The sequence below is a fragment of the Curtobacterium sp. MCLR17_054 genome (assembly GCF_003234335.2).
Lineage (GTDB): Bacteria > Actinomycetota > Actinomycetes > Actinomycetales > Microbacteriaceae > Curtobacterium > Curtobacterium flaccumfaciens.
Genome location: NZ_CP126263.1, coordinates 2,886,499 through 2,902,783 on the forward strand (window position 1 = coordinate 2,886,499; position 16,285 = coordinate 2,902,783).

Annotated in this window: 17 protein-coding genes; 8 read left to right on the forward strand and 9 right to left on the reverse strand. The window is 70.9% G+C overall.

Going from position 1 to position 16,285, the window contains the following annotated elements:
- From DEJ08_RS13675 to DEJ08_RS13685, 3 genes are all read left to right on the forward strand, one after another.
- Entirely contained in the window at window positions 1–1,488 is a 1,488-nt protein-coding gene (locus DEJ08_RS13675; RefSeq protein ID WP_111055510.1) for a rhamnulokinase, read from the forward strand.
- Window positions 1,485–2,810 (forward strand): alpha-hydroxy acid oxidase, encoded by a 1,326-nt coding sequence (locus DEJ08_RS13680; RefSeq protein WP_181439069.1) that lies wholly within the window; start codon window positions 1,485–1,487, stop codon window positions 2,808–2,810. The genes DEJ08_RS13675 and DEJ08_RS13680 overlap by 4 nt, the downstream gene beginning before the upstream one ends.
- Before the next feature lie 291 nt (window positions 2,811–3,101).
- The gene (locus DEJ08_RS13685; protein WP_258367289.1) at window positions 3,102–4,064 is read left to right on the forward strand and encodes a family 16 glycosylhydrolase; all 963 of its coding nucleotides are present in this window, start codon (window positions 3,102–3,104) and stop codon (window positions 4,062–4,064) included.
- Between the two features lie 101 nt (window positions 4,065–4,165).
- Here the strand turns inward: DEJ08_RS13685 and DEJ08_RS13690 are convergent, their stop codons facing one another.
- The 3 genes from DEJ08_RS13690 to DEJ08_RS13700 all read right to left on the reverse strand — a co-directional run bounded on the left by DEJ08_RS13690 (window position 4,166) and on the right by DEJ08_RS13700 (window position 6,220).
- Entirely contained in the window at window positions 4,166–4,972 is an 807-nt protein-coding gene (locus tag DEJ08_RS13690) for an isocitrate lyase/PEP mutase family protein (RefSeq protein WP_111055509.1), read from the reverse strand.
- Window positions 4,973–5,036: 64 nt separating this feature from the next.
- Window positions 5,037–5,846 (reverse strand): hypothetical protein, encoded by an 810-nt coding sequence (locus DEJ08_RS13695; protein ID WP_111055508.1) that lies wholly within the window; start codon window positions 5,844–5,846, stop codon window positions 5,037–5,039.
- An 11-nt stretch (window positions 5,847–5,857) separates the two neighbouring features.
- Window positions 5,858–6,220, reverse strand: a complete 363-nt coding sequence (locus DEJ08_RS13700) for a hypothetical protein (RefSeq protein ID WP_111022117.1) — start codon at window positions 6,218–6,220, stop codon at window positions 5,858–5,860.
- Between the two features lie 195 nt (window positions 6,221–6,415).
- Here DEJ08_RS13700 and DEJ08_RS13705 point away from each other — a divergent pair, with 195 nt between their 5' ends.
- Together DEJ08_RS13705 and DEJ08_RS13710 are read left to right on the forward strand one after the other, a co-directional pair.
- A complete protein-coding gene (locus DEJ08_RS13705; protein ID WP_349775352.1) occupies window positions 6,416–7,957 on the forward strand; it encodes an MFS transporter in 1,542 nt (513 codons plus the stop codon).
- A complete protein-coding gene (locus DEJ08_RS13710) occupies window positions 7,950–8,930 on the forward strand; it encodes an alpha/beta hydrolase (protein ID WP_111055506.1) in 981 nt (326 codons plus the stop codon). The genes DEJ08_RS13705 and DEJ08_RS13710 overlap by 8 nt, the downstream gene beginning before the upstream one ends.
- A 65-nt stretch (window positions 8,931–8,995) precedes the next feature.
- Here DEJ08_RS13710 and DEJ08_RS13715 read toward each other — a convergent pair whose 3' ends face one another.
- From DEJ08_RS13715 to DEJ08_RS13740, 6 genes are all read right to left on the reverse strand, one after another.
- Window positions 8,996–9,625 carry a hypothetical protein gene (locus DEJ08_RS13715; RefSeq protein ID WP_111055505.1) on the reverse strand — a complete coding sequence of 210 codons (630 nt, stop codon included), beginning with the start codon at window positions 9,623–9,625 and terminating at the stop codon, window positions 8,996–8,998.
- A gap of 250 nt (window positions 9,626–9,875) precedes the next feature.
- The gene (locus DEJ08_RS13720) at window positions 9,876–10,406 is read right to left on the reverse strand and encodes a hypothetical protein (protein ID WP_111055504.1); all 531 of its coding nucleotides are present in this window, start codon (window positions 10,404–10,406) and stop codon (window positions 9,876–9,878) included.
- Between the two features lie 20 nt (window positions 10,407–10,426).
- Window positions 10,427–10,630 (reverse strand): hypothetical protein, encoded by a 204-nt coding sequence (locus DEJ08_RS13725; RefSeq protein ID WP_111055503.1) that lies wholly within the window; start codon window positions 10,628–10,630, stop codon window positions 10,427–10,429.
- Between the two features lie 70 nt (window positions 10,631–10,700).
- Complete coding sequence (locus DEJ08_RS13730) at window positions 10,701–10,982, reverse strand: hypothetical protein (RefSeq protein ID WP_111055502.1); 282 nt, start codon at window positions 10,980–10,982, stop codon at window positions 10,701–10,703.
- A 229-nt stretch (window positions 10,983–11,211) separates the two neighbouring features.
- On the reverse strand, window positions 11,212–12,306 hold the full coding sequence (locus DEJ08_RS13735; protein ID WP_111055501.1) for an SGNH/GDSL hydrolase family protein: 1,095 nt from the start codon (window positions 12,304–12,306) through the stop codon (window positions 11,212–11,214).
- A gap of 158 nt (window positions 12,307–12,464) precedes the next feature.
- Entirely contained in the window at window positions 12,465–13,097 is a 633-nt protein-coding gene (locus tag DEJ08_RS13740; RefSeq protein ID WP_111055500.1) for a TetR/AcrR family transcriptional regulator, read from the reverse strand.
- A 26-nt stretch (window positions 13,098–13,123) separates the two neighbouring features.
- Here DEJ08_RS13740 and DEJ08_RS13745 point away from each other — a divergent pair, with 26 nt between their 5' ends.
- From DEJ08_RS13745 to DEJ08_RS13755, 3 genes are all read left to right on the forward strand, one after another.
- The gene (locus DEJ08_RS13745; protein WP_284180471.1) at window positions 13,124–14,329 is read left to right on the forward strand and encodes an FAD-dependent monooxygenase; all 1,206 of its coding nucleotides are present in this window, start codon (window positions 13,124–13,126) and stop codon (window positions 14,327–14,329) included.
- A 71-nt stretch (window positions 14,330–14,400) separates the two neighbouring features.
- Window positions 14,401–14,973 (forward strand): ArsR/SmtB family transcription factor, encoded by a 573-nt coding sequence (locus tag DEJ08_RS13750; RefSeq protein WP_111055498.1) that lies wholly within the window; start codon window positions 14,401–14,403, stop codon window positions 14,971–14,973.
- Window positions 14,958–16,208, forward strand: a complete 1,251-nt coding sequence (locus DEJ08_RS13755) for an MFS transporter (RefSeq protein ID WP_111055497.1) — start codon at window positions 14,958–14,960, stop codon at window positions 16,206–16,208. The genes DEJ08_RS13750 and DEJ08_RS13755 overlap by 16 nt, the downstream gene beginning before the upstream one ends.
- The last annotated feature ends 77 nt before the right edge of the window (window positions 16,209–16,285 follow it).

Sequence of the window (16,285 nt, forward strand, 5' to 3'; positions counted from 1 at the left end):
ATGCACACCAGCGGCAGCGTCGCCGCGGTCGACCTCGGGGCGACCAGCGGCCGGGTGATCGTCGGCCACGTCGACCCCGACGGAGTCCGGATGGACCACGTCGCCCGGTTCCCGAACGGCCCCGTCACCCTGCACGAGGGCGACGCCGACACCGGCCGCGACACCCTGCACTGGGACGTCGTCGAGCTGTACCGGCAGGTGACCGAGCGGCTGCGGCGTGCGTTCGCCGAGCACCCTGCGATCGCCAGCATCGGCATCGACTCGTGGGCGGTCGACTACGGCCTGCTCCGCGACGGCCGACTGCTCGGGCTGCCGTCGCACTACCGCGACGACCGGCACCAGGGCGGTGTCGTCCCCGTGCACGACCGGATGGGCGCCACCGAGCTGTACGCCCGGAACGGCCTGCAGCACCTGCCGTTCAACACCCTGTTCCAGTGGGCTGCCGACCCGTCACTGCAGCTCGCGCAGCGTGCGCTGCTCGTGCCCGACCTGCTCGGGTACTGGCTGACGGGGGTCGAGGCGGCCGAGCGCACGAACGCCTCGACGACCGGGGCACTGAACGCGACCACCCGTGGGTGGGACCCCGCGGTGCGGGCTGCTGCGGGCCTCCCGACCGGGCTGCTGCCCACGCTGCGCGACCCGGGCGACCGACTCGGCCCCCTGCTGCCGTCCGTCGCCGCGCTCGTCGGCGGGCAGACCGACGTGACGCTGGTCGGTTCGCACGACACGGCGAGCGCCGTCGTCGCGGTCCCCGCGACGGAGCCGGACTTCGCCTACATCTCGTCGGGCACGTGGTCGCTCGTCGGCGTCGAGCTCGACGCGCCCGTCCTGTCGGACGCGGCACGACGCGCGAACTGCACGAACGAGGGCGGTGTCGACGGCCGCGTCCGGTTCCTGAAGAACGTGTCCGGACTGTGGTTGCTGTCGGAGAGCGTCCGCACCTGGGAGCGCGGTGGCGACCACGTCGACCTGGAGGCCCTGCTCGCCTCCGCCGCGGCCGTCACCGCCCCGGTCCCCGTCTTCGACCCCGCGGACGAGTCGTTCACGGCACCAGGCGACATGCCGGCGCGGATCGCCGCGTGGTGCGCGGCGCACGGGCTGAGCGCCCCCGCGTCGCGCGCGGAGTTCGTCCGGAGCATCCTCGAGTCGCTGGCGACGGCGTACGCCGAGACCCTGCGCACCATCGCCGACGTGACCGGCAAGGCCATCCGGGTCGTGCACGTCGTGGGCGGCGGCTCGCAGAACCGGCTGCTCTGCCAGCTGACCGCGGACCGCACCGGCCTGCCGGTCGTGGCCGGTCCGGTCGAGGCCACCGCACTCGGCAACGTGCTGGTGCAGGCGCGCGCCGCTGGACTCGCGGGCCTCGGAGGGGCTTCACTGGAGGCACTCCGCAGCATCGTCGCACGGAGCGTCGAGCCCGTGCAGTACACCCCCTCGGCGTCGTCGCGCGCCGATCCCGATCGATCCCCCGTCAGGAGCCACGCATGACCACGACCGACGACCAGCACCGGATCGACCCCGCGACCGGGGCACCGGCGCCCGCGACCGGCTCCGCGTCCGCCGCTCGCACGCGGGTCAAGCGGCAGCTGCCGACGGTGCGGGACCTCGCCCCGCTCATGCAGTTCAAGAAGCCCTCACTGCCGGGTCGGCGTCAGCGCCTCGAACAGGCCTTGACGATCTGGGACCTCCGCGACATCGCCGCCCGGCGCACCCCGAAGGCCGCGTTCGACTACACCGAGGGCGCGGCCGAGGCGGAGATCTCCCTCGCCCGCGCGCGGCAGGCGTTCGAGGACATCGAGTTCACCCCAGCGATCCTGCGGGACGTGTCGCGGGTGGACACCTCGCGCCAGGTGCTCGGGGCACCGGTGTCGTACCCGTTCGGCATCGCGCCGACGGGCTTCACGCGGCTGATGCAGACCGAGGGCGAGCGGGCCGGTGCCCGGGCCGCCGGACGTGCCGGTATCCCGTTCTCGCTCTCCACGATGGGCACCACCGCGATCGAGGACGTCCGCGACGCCAACCCGCACGGGCGCAACTGGTTCCAGTTGTACATGTGGAAGGACCGCGAGAAGTCGATGGCGCTGGTCTCCCGCGCCCAGCAGGCCGGCTTCGACACCCTGCTCGTCACCGTGGACGTCCCCGTCGCGGGTGCACGGCTGCGGGACAAGCGGAACGGGTTCTCGATCCCGCCGCAGCTGAGTGCTCGGACCGTGGTGAACGCGATCCCGCGGCCGTGGTGGTGGTTCGACTTCCTGACCACCGAACCGCTGGCGTTCGCGTCGCTCGACCGCTGGTCCGGCACCGTCGGCGAGCTGCTCGACCACATGTTCGACCCGACCGTGACCTACGAGGACCTCGCCTGGATCCGTGACCAGTGGCAGGGCAAGATCGTCGTGAAGGGCGTGCAGTCCCTGGCGGACGCCAAGCGCCTGGCCGACCTGGGCGTCGACGGCATCACGCTGTCGAACCACGGCGGCCGGCAGCTCGACCGCGCCCCCGTCCCCTTCCACCTGCTGCCCTCCGTGGTCAAGGAGGTCGGGAAAGACACCGAGGTGCACCTCGACACGGGCATCATGTCCGGCGCCGACATCGTCGCCGCAGTCGCCCTCGGCGCGACGTTCACGATGGTCGGCCGTGCCTACCTGTCCGGGCTGATGGCCGGCGGCGAGGCCGGGGTGGACCGGATGATCCAGATCCTGTCCGAGCAGATCGAGCGGACCATGCGGCTGCTCGGGGTGGCCTCGCTCGACGAGCTCGAGCCGGGGCACGTGACGCAACTGCAGCGGTTGCAGCCGATCCCCCGGGTCTGAGCGGTCGGCTCGCCGCGCGTTGCACCATGCACGTTCGACGGTCGGACACCGGGCGTTCGTCGGTCGATTTCCGTGACGCCCCCCGAACGGGTCACAAATGATGCAAGATGTCCGTGGACGTGTCAACGAAACCCTCGGCATCCGGCCGGCTGATGCGTCCATCCCTCCCCGCATCCTGCGCCCGAGCATCCACGAGGAGCCCGACATCTCGACCCGAAGCACGTGCACGCCCTCGCGCGGCACGACCCCACGCACCACGTCCACGCCCCCGGTCACCCGAGGGGGCACCCGATGATCCGCCACCGCGCGATCCTGGCGGTCGCGACCGCCGGCGCCCTGGTCCTCGGCGTCCCCACCGCCGCCTCCGCCCGCACCTGGTGGGGTTGGGACGGCGAACGCCGCTGGCAAAACGCCCCGGTGAACCCCACCCCGACGCCGGCCCCGGACGAGACGGAGACCCCGGCCCCCACCGACGAGTGGACCCCGGATGCGGAGCCCGAGCAGGACTCCGCGCCGATCGAGGACTCCGCCCCCGTCGCCGAGCCCGCGCCCGACGCAGAGGCCGAGCCCGAGTCCGAGGTCGCGCCGGAAGCGGCGCCCGAGGCTGAGGCCTCCCCCGCGGACCTGTCCGCGATCGCACCGGACGCCCCGTTCGTCGAGGACTTCACCACGAACGCCGTCACCGGCCTCGCCCAGTCGCTGTACCCGCAGTCGTGGCAGCCCTACCCCGACGGCACCTCGGGCATCTACGCGCCGAGCAAGACCGTGTCGGTGCACGACGGCGTGATGGACGTCGCCCTCGGCACCGGTGCCGGAGCGGCCGGCACCTTCGGCTCCTCCGACGGCGCCTGGGACCACGTCGGTGGCTCGTTCTCGGTCCGCGCGAAGGCGACCGGCGGCGACGGCAACGGCGCGGCCTTCATGCTGTGGCCGACGTCGAACGTGTGGGCCGACGGCGAGATCGACTTCCCCGAGGGCAACTTCGAGGACAGCCCCTCGGTGTTCCACCACTCGATGACCCCGGGCAAGGAAGCCGAGCGCGTCCAGCTCGGCACCGGCGTCTCGTGGCGCGACTGGCACACCTACAAGGTCGACTGGGTCCCCGGTGAGTCCGTCACGTACAGCGTCGACGGCAAGGTCCTGGGCACCGTCACGCACGACGTGCCGACGACCCCGCACCGCTTCATGTTCCAGGTCGGCAACTGGGGCGAGCAGGGCAACCTGCTCATCGACTGGGTCTCGACGACCGAGTAGCGTCCGCAGGTCCGCACCACGGACGGACGGGAGGCCCGGTGCCAGCTGGCACCGGGCCTCCCGTCCGTCCGTGTGGTCGCGTTCAGGGCGTCGCGCGCCGCTCAGAAGAGCGCGTTCAGGTCCGCGTAGTCCACCCCGCCCGCCAGCGAGTCGTAGGTGCCGGTGGTCCGCAGCTCGGCCGTGGCCTGCCGAACGACGGCGTACGCGGCCTGCGCGACGGCGGAACCGAGACTGATGCGGGCCACCCCGAGCCGGGCGAGTTCCGCCACGGTCGGCGACCCCGGACCGGCCATCACGTTCACCGGGCCGTCGATCGACTCCACCAGCGCACGGATGGTCTCGACGTCTCGCACTCCGGGGACGAACACGCCGTCAGCGCCGGCTCCGCGGTAGCGACGAGCTCGCTCGAGCGTCTCGGCCAGGAGCCGTTCGGGATCGACGAGACCGGCGAGGTGGACGTCGGTCCGTGCATTGACGAATAGCGGCACCCCGGCTCGGTCGGCCGCGCGCCGGGCCGCCCCGATCCGATCGGCGAGCGCATCCGGATGCAACCTGCCGTCCTCGATGTTGATCCCGACGGCGCCCGCTTCGAGCACCGCTTCAACCGTGCGCGCAACGCCGTCCGCATCGTCGGCGTACCCGGACTCGACGTCGACGGTGACCGGCACCGACACGGAAGCCGCGATCCGCGCGACCGCGTCCATCGCCTCCGCGCGGGTCAGGGTGTTCCCGTCCGGTCGCCCGAGTGACCAGGCGACGCCCGCACTGGTCGTGGCGATCGCGGTCGCGCCGACATCCTCGACGAGTCGGGCGCTCGTGGCGTCCCAGACGTTGACGAGGACGAGTGGTCGGGATCGGTGGTCGTGGAGGCCGTGGAAGGTCGCGGCTCTGGTCGAAGTGGTGTTCACCCTTCGATCCCAGCGGTCCGAGCGCGGACGAGCTGGCGGGTTCCGGACGACGCGGTGGCGCCGCTCAGCCCTCGGGGCGAGGAGACCTGCGTGGGTTCAGCAGGTCTCCGTCCCACGACAGGTCGTCGTGCTCGCGGACCTCGAACGCCTCGAACCGGCCGTCGTCGAGCACGCGGTCGACGAGCGCGCGCGATCCGGCGACGATCGTCGAGTCCCAGTCCTCCTCGGCGGCGACGACCCACGCGTGGTCCTCCGGCCAGATGAATGTCGTGTGCGGCGCCACCTGGCCGTGCAGCCCGAAGCTCTCCCAACCCGGGACCGCCCGCTGCGCCCACGACGGATCGACGAGCTCGTCCAGGGTCGCACTGAAGAGCCAGGTGTCCCGCGCGGGCCAGGCCATCAAGCCCCGCGCACGTCGGATCCGGTGCCGGCGTTCAGCGGACGGCGGCCCGCCCGTCCCCTCCCACGCTCCGACGACCAGGTCTTCGGGGGTCGACGTCGCGCTCCGTAGGTGCGTGGTGAGGACGGCGAGGTCCTGCGGGTCGAACCACCCGTCGTCCGACTGGTCCACGCGCCAGCCGTCGGCCCACGACGTCGTCTGCTCGTCGTCGGTCAGGCGTTGCCACTGCACCAGGGGGTGCATCACGCGGTCGTTGCGGCGGGCGACCTCCGCCCACCGCCAGCGGGTGTGTTCGACGTCCGGGTGGTCGCCCCACTCGTCCGTGGTGTCGAGGTCCGCCCGGTGCGCGCCGACCGGGTGCAACAGGCGTGCGTACGCCTCGAACCCGGTGCCCGCGACACCACCGACGCTCGCCCAACGCCCGGCACGCGCGACGAGCCAGTCGCCCCGCGATGCCTCGCTCAGCAGGCGCATCGTGCTGCTGCTCAGAGCTTCTCGTCGACGAGCGCGATGAAGCGGCTACCGATGCCCTCGACCTCACGCCGCGTCAGGCCGGCGGTGGGCTCGGGCGCCTGGTACGGGGCGTGGTAGTCGCACATCAGGTAGTCCCACTCGGGCCACCACTTCTTCGGGCGTGCCTCTTCGTCGAAGCCGCAGACCACGCACTCCAGGCGCGTCCAGACCTTCTTCGTGCCGGTGCGGTTGGCCCGGGACTGCACGAGCCAGGCGGGCGGGTCCTGCTCGATCGCGTCGAGCTCCGCTTCGCTCAGGCGCGACGGGATGCCGTGGCGGGTCGCCATCTCGAGGGGGATGTCGAGCCGGACGGCGGCTTCGCGGCGGGAGAGCATCCGTCCAGGGTAGGTCCTGCCACTTCCCACCTCGAACTGCGACGGCAGCAACCGGGACGTCCACCGCGGACTTTCCTCGAGTGGGCAGTCCGTGTATGGTCTCGATCACTGAGGTAAAAGGCGCCGCGATCTGCGACGCACCCGCACGCGGCATCGAACGAGTCGCCACTTCTTCCCTCGAAGGAGTGCGCCATCGTGTCCCCCAGTCCCGCTCTCACCACCGGGCGCGTGCCCGCCGGTGACTCGTCGCCTCGTCTGCGCGACGCCTGGATCGCCCTCGCCGGGCTGTCCGCGGTGTTCCTGTTCGAGATGCTCGACAACTCCGTGCTCAACGTCGCCCTGCCGACGATCGGTCGCGACCTGGGCTCGTCGACGACGGGCCTGCAGTGGGTCTCAGGTGCCTACTCGGTCGCCTTCGGAGGGCTGATGCTGCTCTTCGGCGCTGTCGCCGACCGCATCGGACGCCGCAGGGTCATGTTCGCCGGGCTCGTCCTGCTGGCCCTGGCGAGCCTCGCCACGGCGGTGGTCACGTCGACCGAGCAGCTGATCGCCGTGCGGGTCGCGATGGGCGTCGCCGCGGCGATGACGACGCCCGGGTCGATGGCGCTGGCGTTCCGGCTCTTCGACGACGAAGGCCTCCGGGTGCGGGCACTCACCGTCATCTCCACGGCCGGGCTCGTCGGGCTGGCCATCGGGCCGACCGTCGGCGGGTTCGTGCTCGCCGTCGCCCCGTGGCAGGTGCTGCTGCTGGCCGACATGCCCATCGCGGTCCTCGCACTCGTCGGCATCCGGCTCGGTGTCGCCCGCGACGAGGCTTCAGGGCTCCATCGTGATCCGGTCGACGTGGTCGGAGCGCTGCTCGGTACCGTGACCACGGCCGGAGCGCTCGTGGCGCCGACGTTCCTGGTCGAGTCCGGAGCCGCTGGCTGGTGGGGGTGGGCCGTCCTCGCCCTCGCCGTCACCTGCGCGGTGGGGTTCGTCGCCCGCGAGCGGACCGCGCGGCACCCGCTGATCGACCTGCACCTGCTCGCCCGACCACTCGTCTCGAGCGGCCTCGCGTTCAAGGCCGCGTCGGGTCTGGCCGTCGCCGGACTGTCGTACCTCGTGACCCTGCAGCTGCAGTTCGCCTGGGGCTGGCCGCCGGCCCTGGCCGCCGTCGGGACGCTGCCGCAGGTGGTCGTCCTGCTCGTCGGCGGCCGCTTCGTCGGGCCGTTCGTGCAGCGGGTCGGCCTGGGCCGCGCCGCCTGGATGAGCGCCGTCTCGGTCGTCTCCGGTCTCGCGGTCTTCGGCGCCCTGAGCCGGTACGGGTACCTGTGGGTGCTCGTCGCGCTCGTGCTCGTCGCCGCCGGCATGCGGGTCGTCGGCGTCGTCGCCGGCGCCTCGGTCCTCACGGGCCTGCCCGCCGACCGCACCTCCGTCGGAGCGGCGCTCGTCGACACGTCGAGCGAGCTCGCGGGCGGTGCCGCCGTGGCCGCGGCGGGGACCATCGTCGCCGCCTTCGTCGCCGGGAGCATCACCACGACCACCTGGACCGCCGCCCGGCTCGAGGGCTTCCAGGACGCCCTCACCGTCGCCGGGCTCGGCCTCGCCGCGGTCGCAGCACTGCTCGTCGTGGTCGGCATGCTCCGAGCCCAGCCCGCCGTCGAACCAGAGGACGAGGCCCCGTCCGACCCTGCCGACACCACCCCTGCACACACCGACCCGATCACCATCACCGAGGAGACCTCCCGTGTCTGACACCATCGCCCTCCCCCGCCCGCCGTTCGATCCCGAGTTCGTGCCCTTCCTCACCGCCATGGATGCGCGCGGCCGCTTCCACCTCACGGCGCAGATGCTGCCGCAGATGCGACAGCTGGACATGACCGAGGCGCAGCTCGACGAAGGACTGCATGCTCGCGGCCTCGAGCGCAGCAGCATCACGATCCCGGGGCACCGCGGTGACCCGATCGACCTCGCCGTGATCCAACGTACCGGCCGCACCGGCACGGCTGCCCTGGCCTACGCGATCCACGGCGGCGGCATGATGTTCGGCCACCACCTCGGCAACCTCGACTCCTACGACGAGTGGCTGCTGGTGCACGACGTGGTCCTGGTCAGCCCGGACTACCGCCTGGCTCCGGAACACCCGGACCCGTACCCGGTCGAGGACTGCTACGCCGGTCTCGTCTGGGCAGCCGAGCACGCCGACGAACTCGGCATCGACCCGGAGCGCATCGTCCTCGTCGGGCAGAGCGCCGGTGCCGGTCTCGCCGCCGGCACCGCCCTCCTCGCCCGCGACCGACGGGGGCCCTCCGTCATCGGCCAGGTGCTCGTGAGCCCCATGCTCGACGACCGCGACGCGACACTGTCGGCTCGGCAGTTCGACGGTGTCGGGGTCGCCGACCGGGAGATGACACGGTTCGGCTGGGACGCCTACCTCGGTGACCGGCGGGGCGGCGAGGACGTGTCGATCTACGCCGCACCCGGCCGCGCGACCGACCTCGCCGGGCTCCCGCCCGCGTACATCGACTGCGGCAGCACCGAGGTGTTCCGCGACGAGACCGTCGCCTACGCCAGCTCGCTGTGGGCGGCAGGGGTCCAGGCGGAACTGCACGTGTGGCCGGGAGCGTTCCACGGATCGACGAGCATGATGCCCGACGCGACGCTGTCGCGGCGGGCCGTGCGGGCCCTGCGCGAGTTCACCGGGCGTCTCCTCAGCCCGGCGGTTTGACGGCAGTCCCGGCACGAGCGCATCGCGGCGCTCGTGCCGGGACCGGCTCCTGTTCGCAGCAACAGCTAGATCCGGTCCAGGGACACCACCGTGACGACGATCGGCCACGCCTCACCGTCGAGCTGCACGGACCGCAGCCCGCGCGGCAGGGCTTGTCGGTCTTCGGACTCAACGACGACTCCCTGCAGCCCGATGAGGTGCCCGGAACCCCTGCTGTAGTGCACGCGATCACCGACGACGGGCATGATGATGGTGTCCGCCGCCAGCTCCTCTGCAGCGAGTTCCACGGTGAGAGGCCAAGACTCCGTGAGCACCTCGGCGAGCTGTGCCTCGAACACGCCGCGTTCGTCGAGCTCCGCGTCGCCCGCCTCGGGATCCACGATCCTCGCGACTGGCAGGATCTGCTGGCCGATCGTGCGCGCGACTCCGCATCCGATCGCGACCCCCAGGCCGGCGAGGGACAGCCCCGTGCTCGCCATCTCGAACCGCACCGGGACTGGCTCAGCAACGACCTGACGGAGTCCGCCGTTCGAGGCGCCGGCGGTGTGCGCTCGCGCGGCAGTCGCCTGCACCGCGCCGTGGAGCCGTGGCGCGACCGGGGCTGCCCTTGTCCGCCGGAGATCACCGCCGAACTGCTCGCCGAGATGCTTCTTGAACGCGAGGGCACCAGGCCGTCGCTCGTCGCAGTTGTCCATCGGGTCGCCTTCGGGTCGGCTTCTCGCAGCCTCGGGTCAGGCTGTTCCCGGACCGTACTGCCGGACAACCGGCGCACACGACGGTTCCTCACCGATCTTGCGGTAACCAGCAACCCTGATTCGGAGTTCGCGCCGGCCGGCCCGGTTTACTCCGACCTTGGCTCGCGCCCAAAGAAGTTTCGATCGGCACACGGAACGGATGCGCCGTCGGGAACTTCACGGTCTCGCTACCGACCCAGCGCCGCAACGCTCAATCGTCGCTGGCGACGAGGAGCGTCAGCATGCCGTGCTTCCTGGACACGGCGACGAACTCGATGAATCCCGCCGTTCCGACGACCCCTCCCCACTCGTGGAGAGCACCGGCTCCGAGGTCTGGAAGCTCCCAGACATCTGAGTCCGCGGCCTCGATCGCCCGGACCTCCGCCCCGATCGCCGAGAGCAGTTCCGGGGGCAGTTCACCCTCGCTCAGGGCCCACGCCCAGATCCGGTCCGCGACTGCACTGCGCTCGCGACGCCGGAACGCGGGGACTGTGATGTGGTCGAGGAGGTACGGGCCGTGGATCTCTCCTGCCTCCGGCTCCTTCTCGCGCGGTGCCGCGTAGGTGTGCGAGTACCAAGGGTTCCCGATCAGGGCAGCGAGCAGTTCTTCGTCGGAAGCCGTGCGGGCCACGTCGAACGTGAGGACGTCGATCCAGCGGAAGTCGGCACCGTTCACCCGGAACGACACGAAGCGCTGCCCGGTGTACGGGAGGGCTGCTGCGCCGTCGGTTGATGCTGTCACCGTCTCCAGCCGCCGATCACCTAACGGCGGCGATTCGTTCGTCGAAGCGCGGACCGCCACAGTCTGAAGCCGGTGGCCAGCAAGAGGGCACCGAGGACGACGTTGAGGACCACGAGCAACATGTCGAGGTCGGGGCGACCCAGACGCACGATGGACGTCGCGATGAAGAACAGTCCGGACACGATTGCGGCTGTGCCCAACACCTTCGCGCTCACGACGTCCACGTGCCGAACCTACTGCTTCCACGTGCCGAGGGATCGACCGCTGCCTCTCGCCGCGGCGCAGCGCGGCGGCTCACTCGTCGTCGTGTGCCGCCCGAAGGGCTCGCCGGCCCGCGATCCGCTGGACGAGCTTCCGCAGGAAGACGAGCTCGAGCGCCACCATGATGGCCAGGCCGAAGAGTGCGAACGCCACGCGCGCCGGACTGATACCGCCGCTGAGCACGATGAGTGGCAAGCCGACCAACAACGCGGCCCCTGCGATGACGTTCCACCACGATTCGATGAACCCCGAGGGAGCGCGGTTCGTCAGCTCCGGGCGGTCCGTCGGATCGGTACGGTCCCACCAAGACGTCATGCTGGAACGCTACCCCCGATGATCCGCAGCCCTGCCTACGAACCGTCCCTCGGACACCCGACGCCCGGTAGTCCACCCGAGGCGGACGGGAGGTGGGCCCCACCAGCCGGTACCGGCGCACCGCGCCAGCGGGGTGACGGCCGTGCCTGGAGGGACGGTGCCAGCTGGCACCGGGCCTCCCGTCCGTCTCGCGGTCGCGTCGACGACGCGACCCGCAGGCACTGGTGCGTCAGCGCGATCCGACGATCGCGGCCTTGGTCTGGTCACGCAGGTACGCGATGCCGGCGGCGTTCGGGTGGAGTGCGCCGAAGAGGATGCTGTACTTCGTCCCGGCCAGCGGCGTGCTGTCCGCAGCGGTGCCGCGATCGGTCAAGGTGAGTCCCGACATCCATGCCGAGCCCGACGCAGCACAGGGGGTGTGCGCGGCAGAGCCCTGGAGCGTCGAGACGTAGGTGAACCCACGAGCCTTCGCCGCAGCCTTGACCGCTGCATCGAGCGCGTTCTGGGTGCGGTGGAAGTAGGCGGTGTCGGTGGCGGTGAAGGGGAACGCGTTCTGCGGGAACGGCGGCTCGAGACCGGAGTCACCGAGGAGACTCGAGAAGCATCCCTTCGGGGCCTGCGCCGTACCCGGCGCGAGCATCGGGTAGCCGACGACGAACACCTTCGCCTGCGGAGCACGCTGCGCGATCACGCGGAACGTCGCAGCGAGCCGAGGTGCCACGACCGTGCGGATGCGCGATGCGAGACGATCCCGCGTGACGCCGTGCACGACCGGTGCGTAGTAGTCCCTGCAGTGGTCGTAGGTCTTCCCGTGGATCTCCGAGAACACCGGGCCGGCCTTGTCCAGCGCGACGCAGTTCGCGATGACGCCGGCGAACCCCAGGTCGTTCCCGCCGATCGACACCGTGACGACGTCCGTGTCCTTGGACAGCGCGTCGGCCTGGACGGACGCGGTGGCGCTTCCGGCTCCGGTCTTCTGCGCGACCCGGGAGATGTTGCCGGTGGTGGCACCAACGCAGGCACGGTCGTCGAGCTGGAGTCCCAGGGATGCTGCGACCTGGTGCGGGTAGTCGGTGGTGGACTGGAAGCAGCCGGCTGCCGGACCCGAGCTGTAGGGGGCGACGCCGAAGCCGCCCGCGTACGAGTCGCCGAGGGCCACGTAGTTGTCACCGCTGGCGGTGGCCACGGACCGAGTGGGTGCCGCGCCGTCGGCATTGGCCGCGGAGACGGGCCCGGCCGCCCCGACAGCGAGCGCTGCCGCCGTGAGGACGCCGCTGGTGATCAGCAGCGCGTTGGTCCGGCGGAGGCGAGGAGCGTGACGCATGGAGCAGGTTCCTTCCAGAGTGCCTATTCGACAGACGATCGTCTGACAAGTAGACGGTAGGTCGGTACGACGCCCCGCGCCATGAGAGGGCCACAAGGTGCATGGGATGCGCTCCGCGCACCCGTCCTGTCCTGTCGCGTCCTGTCCTTCGACGTGGATCAGGCCGATGTGCACCAGGTGGACAGGTGGTCCAGCGCCGCTCCGGCCGTGGCCACCAAGCGCTTGCGGGTCGATTCCCGGTCGGCGTCCGCGAGGACCGCGTCGCCGATGGCCTCGGTGGTCTGCTGCACGACGGCCACGAGCGCGGCAGCCTGAGCACGCCGGGTCATCGAGTCGAAACCCGTGTCCGCCAGTTCTGCTGCCACCGCGGACGTGACTTCGTCGTAGAACTCCAGCGCCCGGCGCCGGAGCACCGCGCTGAGCCGGCACTGCGCGGGGAACTCCCCTCGCGCCAAGGCCGGGTCCTCTACGACGTACCGATCGACATCCTCGAGGACGATGGTGCGCATCGCTTCCGCGGGTGACTGCTGCGCACCTCGGCCCGCAACCGCAGCTCGGATCTTCTCGAGCACCTCGTCGGCTCGGTCGAACACCAGATCGGGTTTGGTCGGGAAGTAGTTGTAGACGGTCTGATCCGAGACGCCTGCAGCTCGGGCCACGTCTGACATCGACACCTCGTCGTACCCGTGCTCCGCGAACAGGCGTGCAGCAACGTCACCCAGGCGCTCGCGGGTCTCCCGTTTCTTGCGCTCTCGCAGGCCCGACGAAACGCCCGTGCTCGACTCCACCATCCCCCGAGTCTGGCACGAAACGTTGAGTGACCCAAAGTTCTGGTACGTTGATCAAAGTTAGAGTCACTACAAGTTCGGCGGATGCCGAGGAACGAGGACGATCGATGACAACGCAGAAGCAGGAACAGGTACTCATCGCAGGAGCGAGTTTCGCTGGGCTCACGACCGCGCTGTGGATGCGTCGGCTCGGGTACGACGTCTCGATCGTCGAGGTCGCTTCCGGGTTGAAGCGAGGTGGCACCCCGGTCGACATCCGCGACGACACCATCGCGATCGTCGATCGGATGGGCCTGCTCGAGCAGATCTCGGCGAAGGCGCTGGCGCCGCGGGTGACGGAGTTCACGACGCCGGAGGGAGACCGCATCGCGCGGATGGATCCCGTGCCACCCTCGGCCGGATCGACGGGCGACGGCTACGAGATCCACCGCGACGACCTGCTCGACATCCTCGCCGCCGCGACCGAAGGCGAAGTGGAAATGCTGTGGAACAACTCGGTCACGTCCCTGCACGAGACCGACGAAGAGCGCGTGCACGTCACCTTCCGCGACGGAACCGAACGGGACTTCTCCATGGTGTTCGGCTGCGACGGCAACCACTCCACAGTGCGTCGACTGCACTTCGGGCAGGAAGCGCTGTACAGCCACTTCCTGCGGACGTACTTCTCCGTCGCCATCCTCGACGACCTCGTCATCGAACCGCAGACGACCCGGATCACCAACGCACCGGGCGTCACGATGCTGATCAACTCGTACGACACCACCACCGACCTCGTCCTCGGCTTCCGCTCCGAGCAGGAGATCCCCTTCGACCACCACGACGAAGCGGCACAGAAGCACATCCTCCGCGAGCACATGCTCCGGGCCGGTTCGCCGTTCTCGGACCACGTCGACGAGGCCATCGGCGCCGAGACCTTCTACTTCGACAAGCTCAGCCAGATCAAGATGCCGGCGTGGACGTCCGGCCGTGTCGCACTCGTCGGCGACGCCGGTTACTGCCCTTCCCCGGCCGCCGGGATGGGCGGCTCGCTCGCCATCATCGGCGCCACTGCACTCCACGACGCTCTCCGGGACGCGGACGGCGACGTCGAGCAGGCATTCGCTGACTACGAGCGCGCGCTCCGGCCGGTCGTCGACGCGGTACAGCACGACGCCGAGCACATCGGTGTCAGCAGCTACTTCCCCGCGACCGCAGACCAGATCGATGCGCGCAACAGGATGCTGCTCGACCGCTGAGTACGGACGCCCCGCGGTTGCGCCTGTTCGAAACAATTCCACAAGACTTCTTGTGCGTATAGGGTCGCACCATGACCCAAGGACGGATCGACGACCCCGCCCAGATGCGCGCCCTCGCTCACCCGACACGCCTGCGCATCCTCGGCCTGTTGCGTGCGAACGGCCCGCAAACCGCCGCGACGATCGGCGAGGTGATCGACGAAGCGCCCGGCACGATCAGCTACCACTGCACCCGACTCGCCGCCGCGGGCTTCATCGAACCCGCTCCCGACGCGGGCACGGACCGACGTGAGCGCTGGTGGCGAGCCGCGCACGACGCCTCCGTGTGGGAGCTCGCCGATGCGCTCGACGACCCGGAGCGGTTGCTCGCCACCAACACCCTCGACCACGCGGTCGCCCGCGTGTACGCCGCGAACTACGAGGCGTTCGTCGACCTCGCGCCGACGCTCGGACGCGACTGGGTGTCCGCGTCCTCGAGCTCGGACCGCGTGCTCCGCCTCACGGCAGCCGAGCTCCAGGACATGGGCGAGGAACTCCGCGGCGTCGTGGACCGCTGGGCTGGTGTCGCTGCCGAGCACCACGCCGGCGACGGCTCCGAGCAGGTCTTCGTGCTGAACCAGGCATACCGATGGCCTCGCGGCTGAGCCCCCGGGCGCAACTGCGCGCACTGCTCGCGGTGCAGGTGGTGTCGCGCATCGGGAACGTCATCACGACCATCACCGTGCCGTTCGCCGTCCTCGCGCGTGGCGGCTCCGCCACCGACGTCGGCATCGCCGCGTTCATGGCGACGGTGCCGATCATGCTCGGCGGCCCGTTCGGCGGTGCCATCGTGGAGCGGGTCGGCTTCGTCCGCTCGAGTGTCGCGTCCGACGTCGTCAGCGGGCTCACCCTGCTCGCGATGCCGGTGCTCGCCTGGACCGTCGGTCTGCCGTTCTGGGCGCTCCTCGCGCTCGTGTTCGTCAGCGGGCTGTTCGACACCCCGGGTGAGTCCGCCCGACGGGTGCTCCTGCCGGGGCTCGCGACCGCGGCAGGCGTGCCGCTCGAACGTGCCGTCGGCCACTTCGAGGCGTCGTCACGGCTGTCGGTGCTGATCGGTGCGCCCCTCGGCGGGACCCTGGTCGCCGTCCTCGGTCCGATGCCGGGTCTCGCCTGCGTGGCGATCGCCTTCGGGGCAGCCGCGATGCTCATGGCGCTGACGGTCCGCGGTGCGGTGGCGCCGGTCGCGTCCGGCGAGCCCGTGGAGTCGCAGGGGTACTGGCGCGACATCGCCGACGGGTTCCGGTTCTGCGTCCGCGATCCCCTGTTCCGGCTCGTGGTCGCGCTGGTGCTCGTGACGAACCTGCTCGACGCCGCACGCTCGACCACGCTCCTGCCGCTCTACGCCGACCAGCAGCTCGGCGGCGCGCAGGCGCTCGGGCTCGTCACCGGTGTCTTCGGGGGTGCGGCGTTCCTCGGCTCCGTCGCCTTCGGGTACGTGGCGCACCGCGTGCCACGGCGGTTGGTCTTCGCCCTGTGCTTCGTGCTCGCCGGCGGGCCGTCCCTGGTGGTCCCGGCGCTCGGGCTCGGCCTGCCGTGGATGCTCGCCTCGGCTGCGCTGTCCGGGCTGGCGGCCGGGTCGATCAACCCGATCCTCGGAGCCGTCGAGCTCGAGCGGATCCCGGAGCACATGCGCGCGCGGGTGTTCGGCCTGCTCGGTGCCGGCGCGTGGGCGGGCATCCCCGTCGGCGGCCTGCTCGCCGGGCTCGCTGCCGACGGTGTGGGGGTCGAGGCCACCTTCGCCGTCGTCGCGGTCGTGTACACGGTCGTGACGCTCACGCCGCTGCTCGGCGGATCATGGCGGCTGATGGAACGCCGCTCGGTCACGGTGTCGGCGGCTTGACGTCCGGTGGTCCGCCCGAAGCGCCGCCTAGGCTGCGGAGGTGACCAGGCACCGGACGGACACCCGACGAGCGATCG

Excerpts from the sequence above, each read along its gene's own strand:
- DEJ08_RS13675 (WP_111055510.1), top strand. The coding sequence starts at position 1 with ATGCACACCAGCGGCAGCGTCGCCGCGGTCGACCTCGGGGCGACCAGC.
- DEJ08_RS13680 (WP_181439069.1), top strand. The coding sequence starts at position 1,485 with ATGACCACGACCGACGACCAGCACCGGATCGACCCCGCGACCGGGGCA.
- DEJ08_RS13685 (WP_258367289.1), top strand. The coding sequence starts at position 3,102 with ATGATCCGCCACCGCGCGATCCTGGCGGTCGCGACCGCCGGCGCCCTG.
- DEJ08_RS13695 (WP_111055508.1), bottom strand. The coding sequence starts at position 5,846 with ATGCGCCTGCTGAGCGAGGCATCGCGGGGCGACTGGCTCGTCGCGCGT.
- DEJ08_RS13700 (WP_111022117.1), bottom strand. The coding sequence starts at position 6,220 with ATGCTCTCCCGCCGCGAAGCCGCCGTCCGGCTCGACATCCCCCTCGAG.
- DEJ08_RS13715 (WP_111055505.1), bottom strand. The coding sequence starts at position 9,625 with ATGGACAACTGCGACGAGCGACGGCCTGGTGCCCTCGCGTTCAAGAAG.
- DEJ08_RS13730 (WP_111055502.1), bottom strand. The coding sequence starts at position 10,982 with ATGACGTCTTGGTGGGACCGTACCGATCCGACGGACCGCCCGGAGCTG.
- DEJ08_RS13735 (WP_111055501.1), bottom strand. The coding sequence starts at position 12,306 with ATGCGTCACGCTCCTCGCCTCCGCCGGACCAACGCGCTGCTGATCACC.
- DEJ08_RS13740 (WP_111055500.1), bottom strand. The coding sequence starts at position 13,097 with ATGGTGGAGTCGAGCACGGGCGTTTCGTCGGGCCTGCGAGAGCGCAAG.
- DEJ08_RS13750 (WP_111055498.1), top strand. The coding sequence starts at position 14,401 with ATGACCCAAGGACGGATCGACGACCCCGCCCAGATGCGCGCCCTCGCT.
- DEJ08_RS13755 (WP_111055497.1), top strand. The coding sequence starts at position 14,958 with ATGGCCTCGCGGCTGAGCCCCCGGGCGCAACTGCGCGCACTGCTCGCG.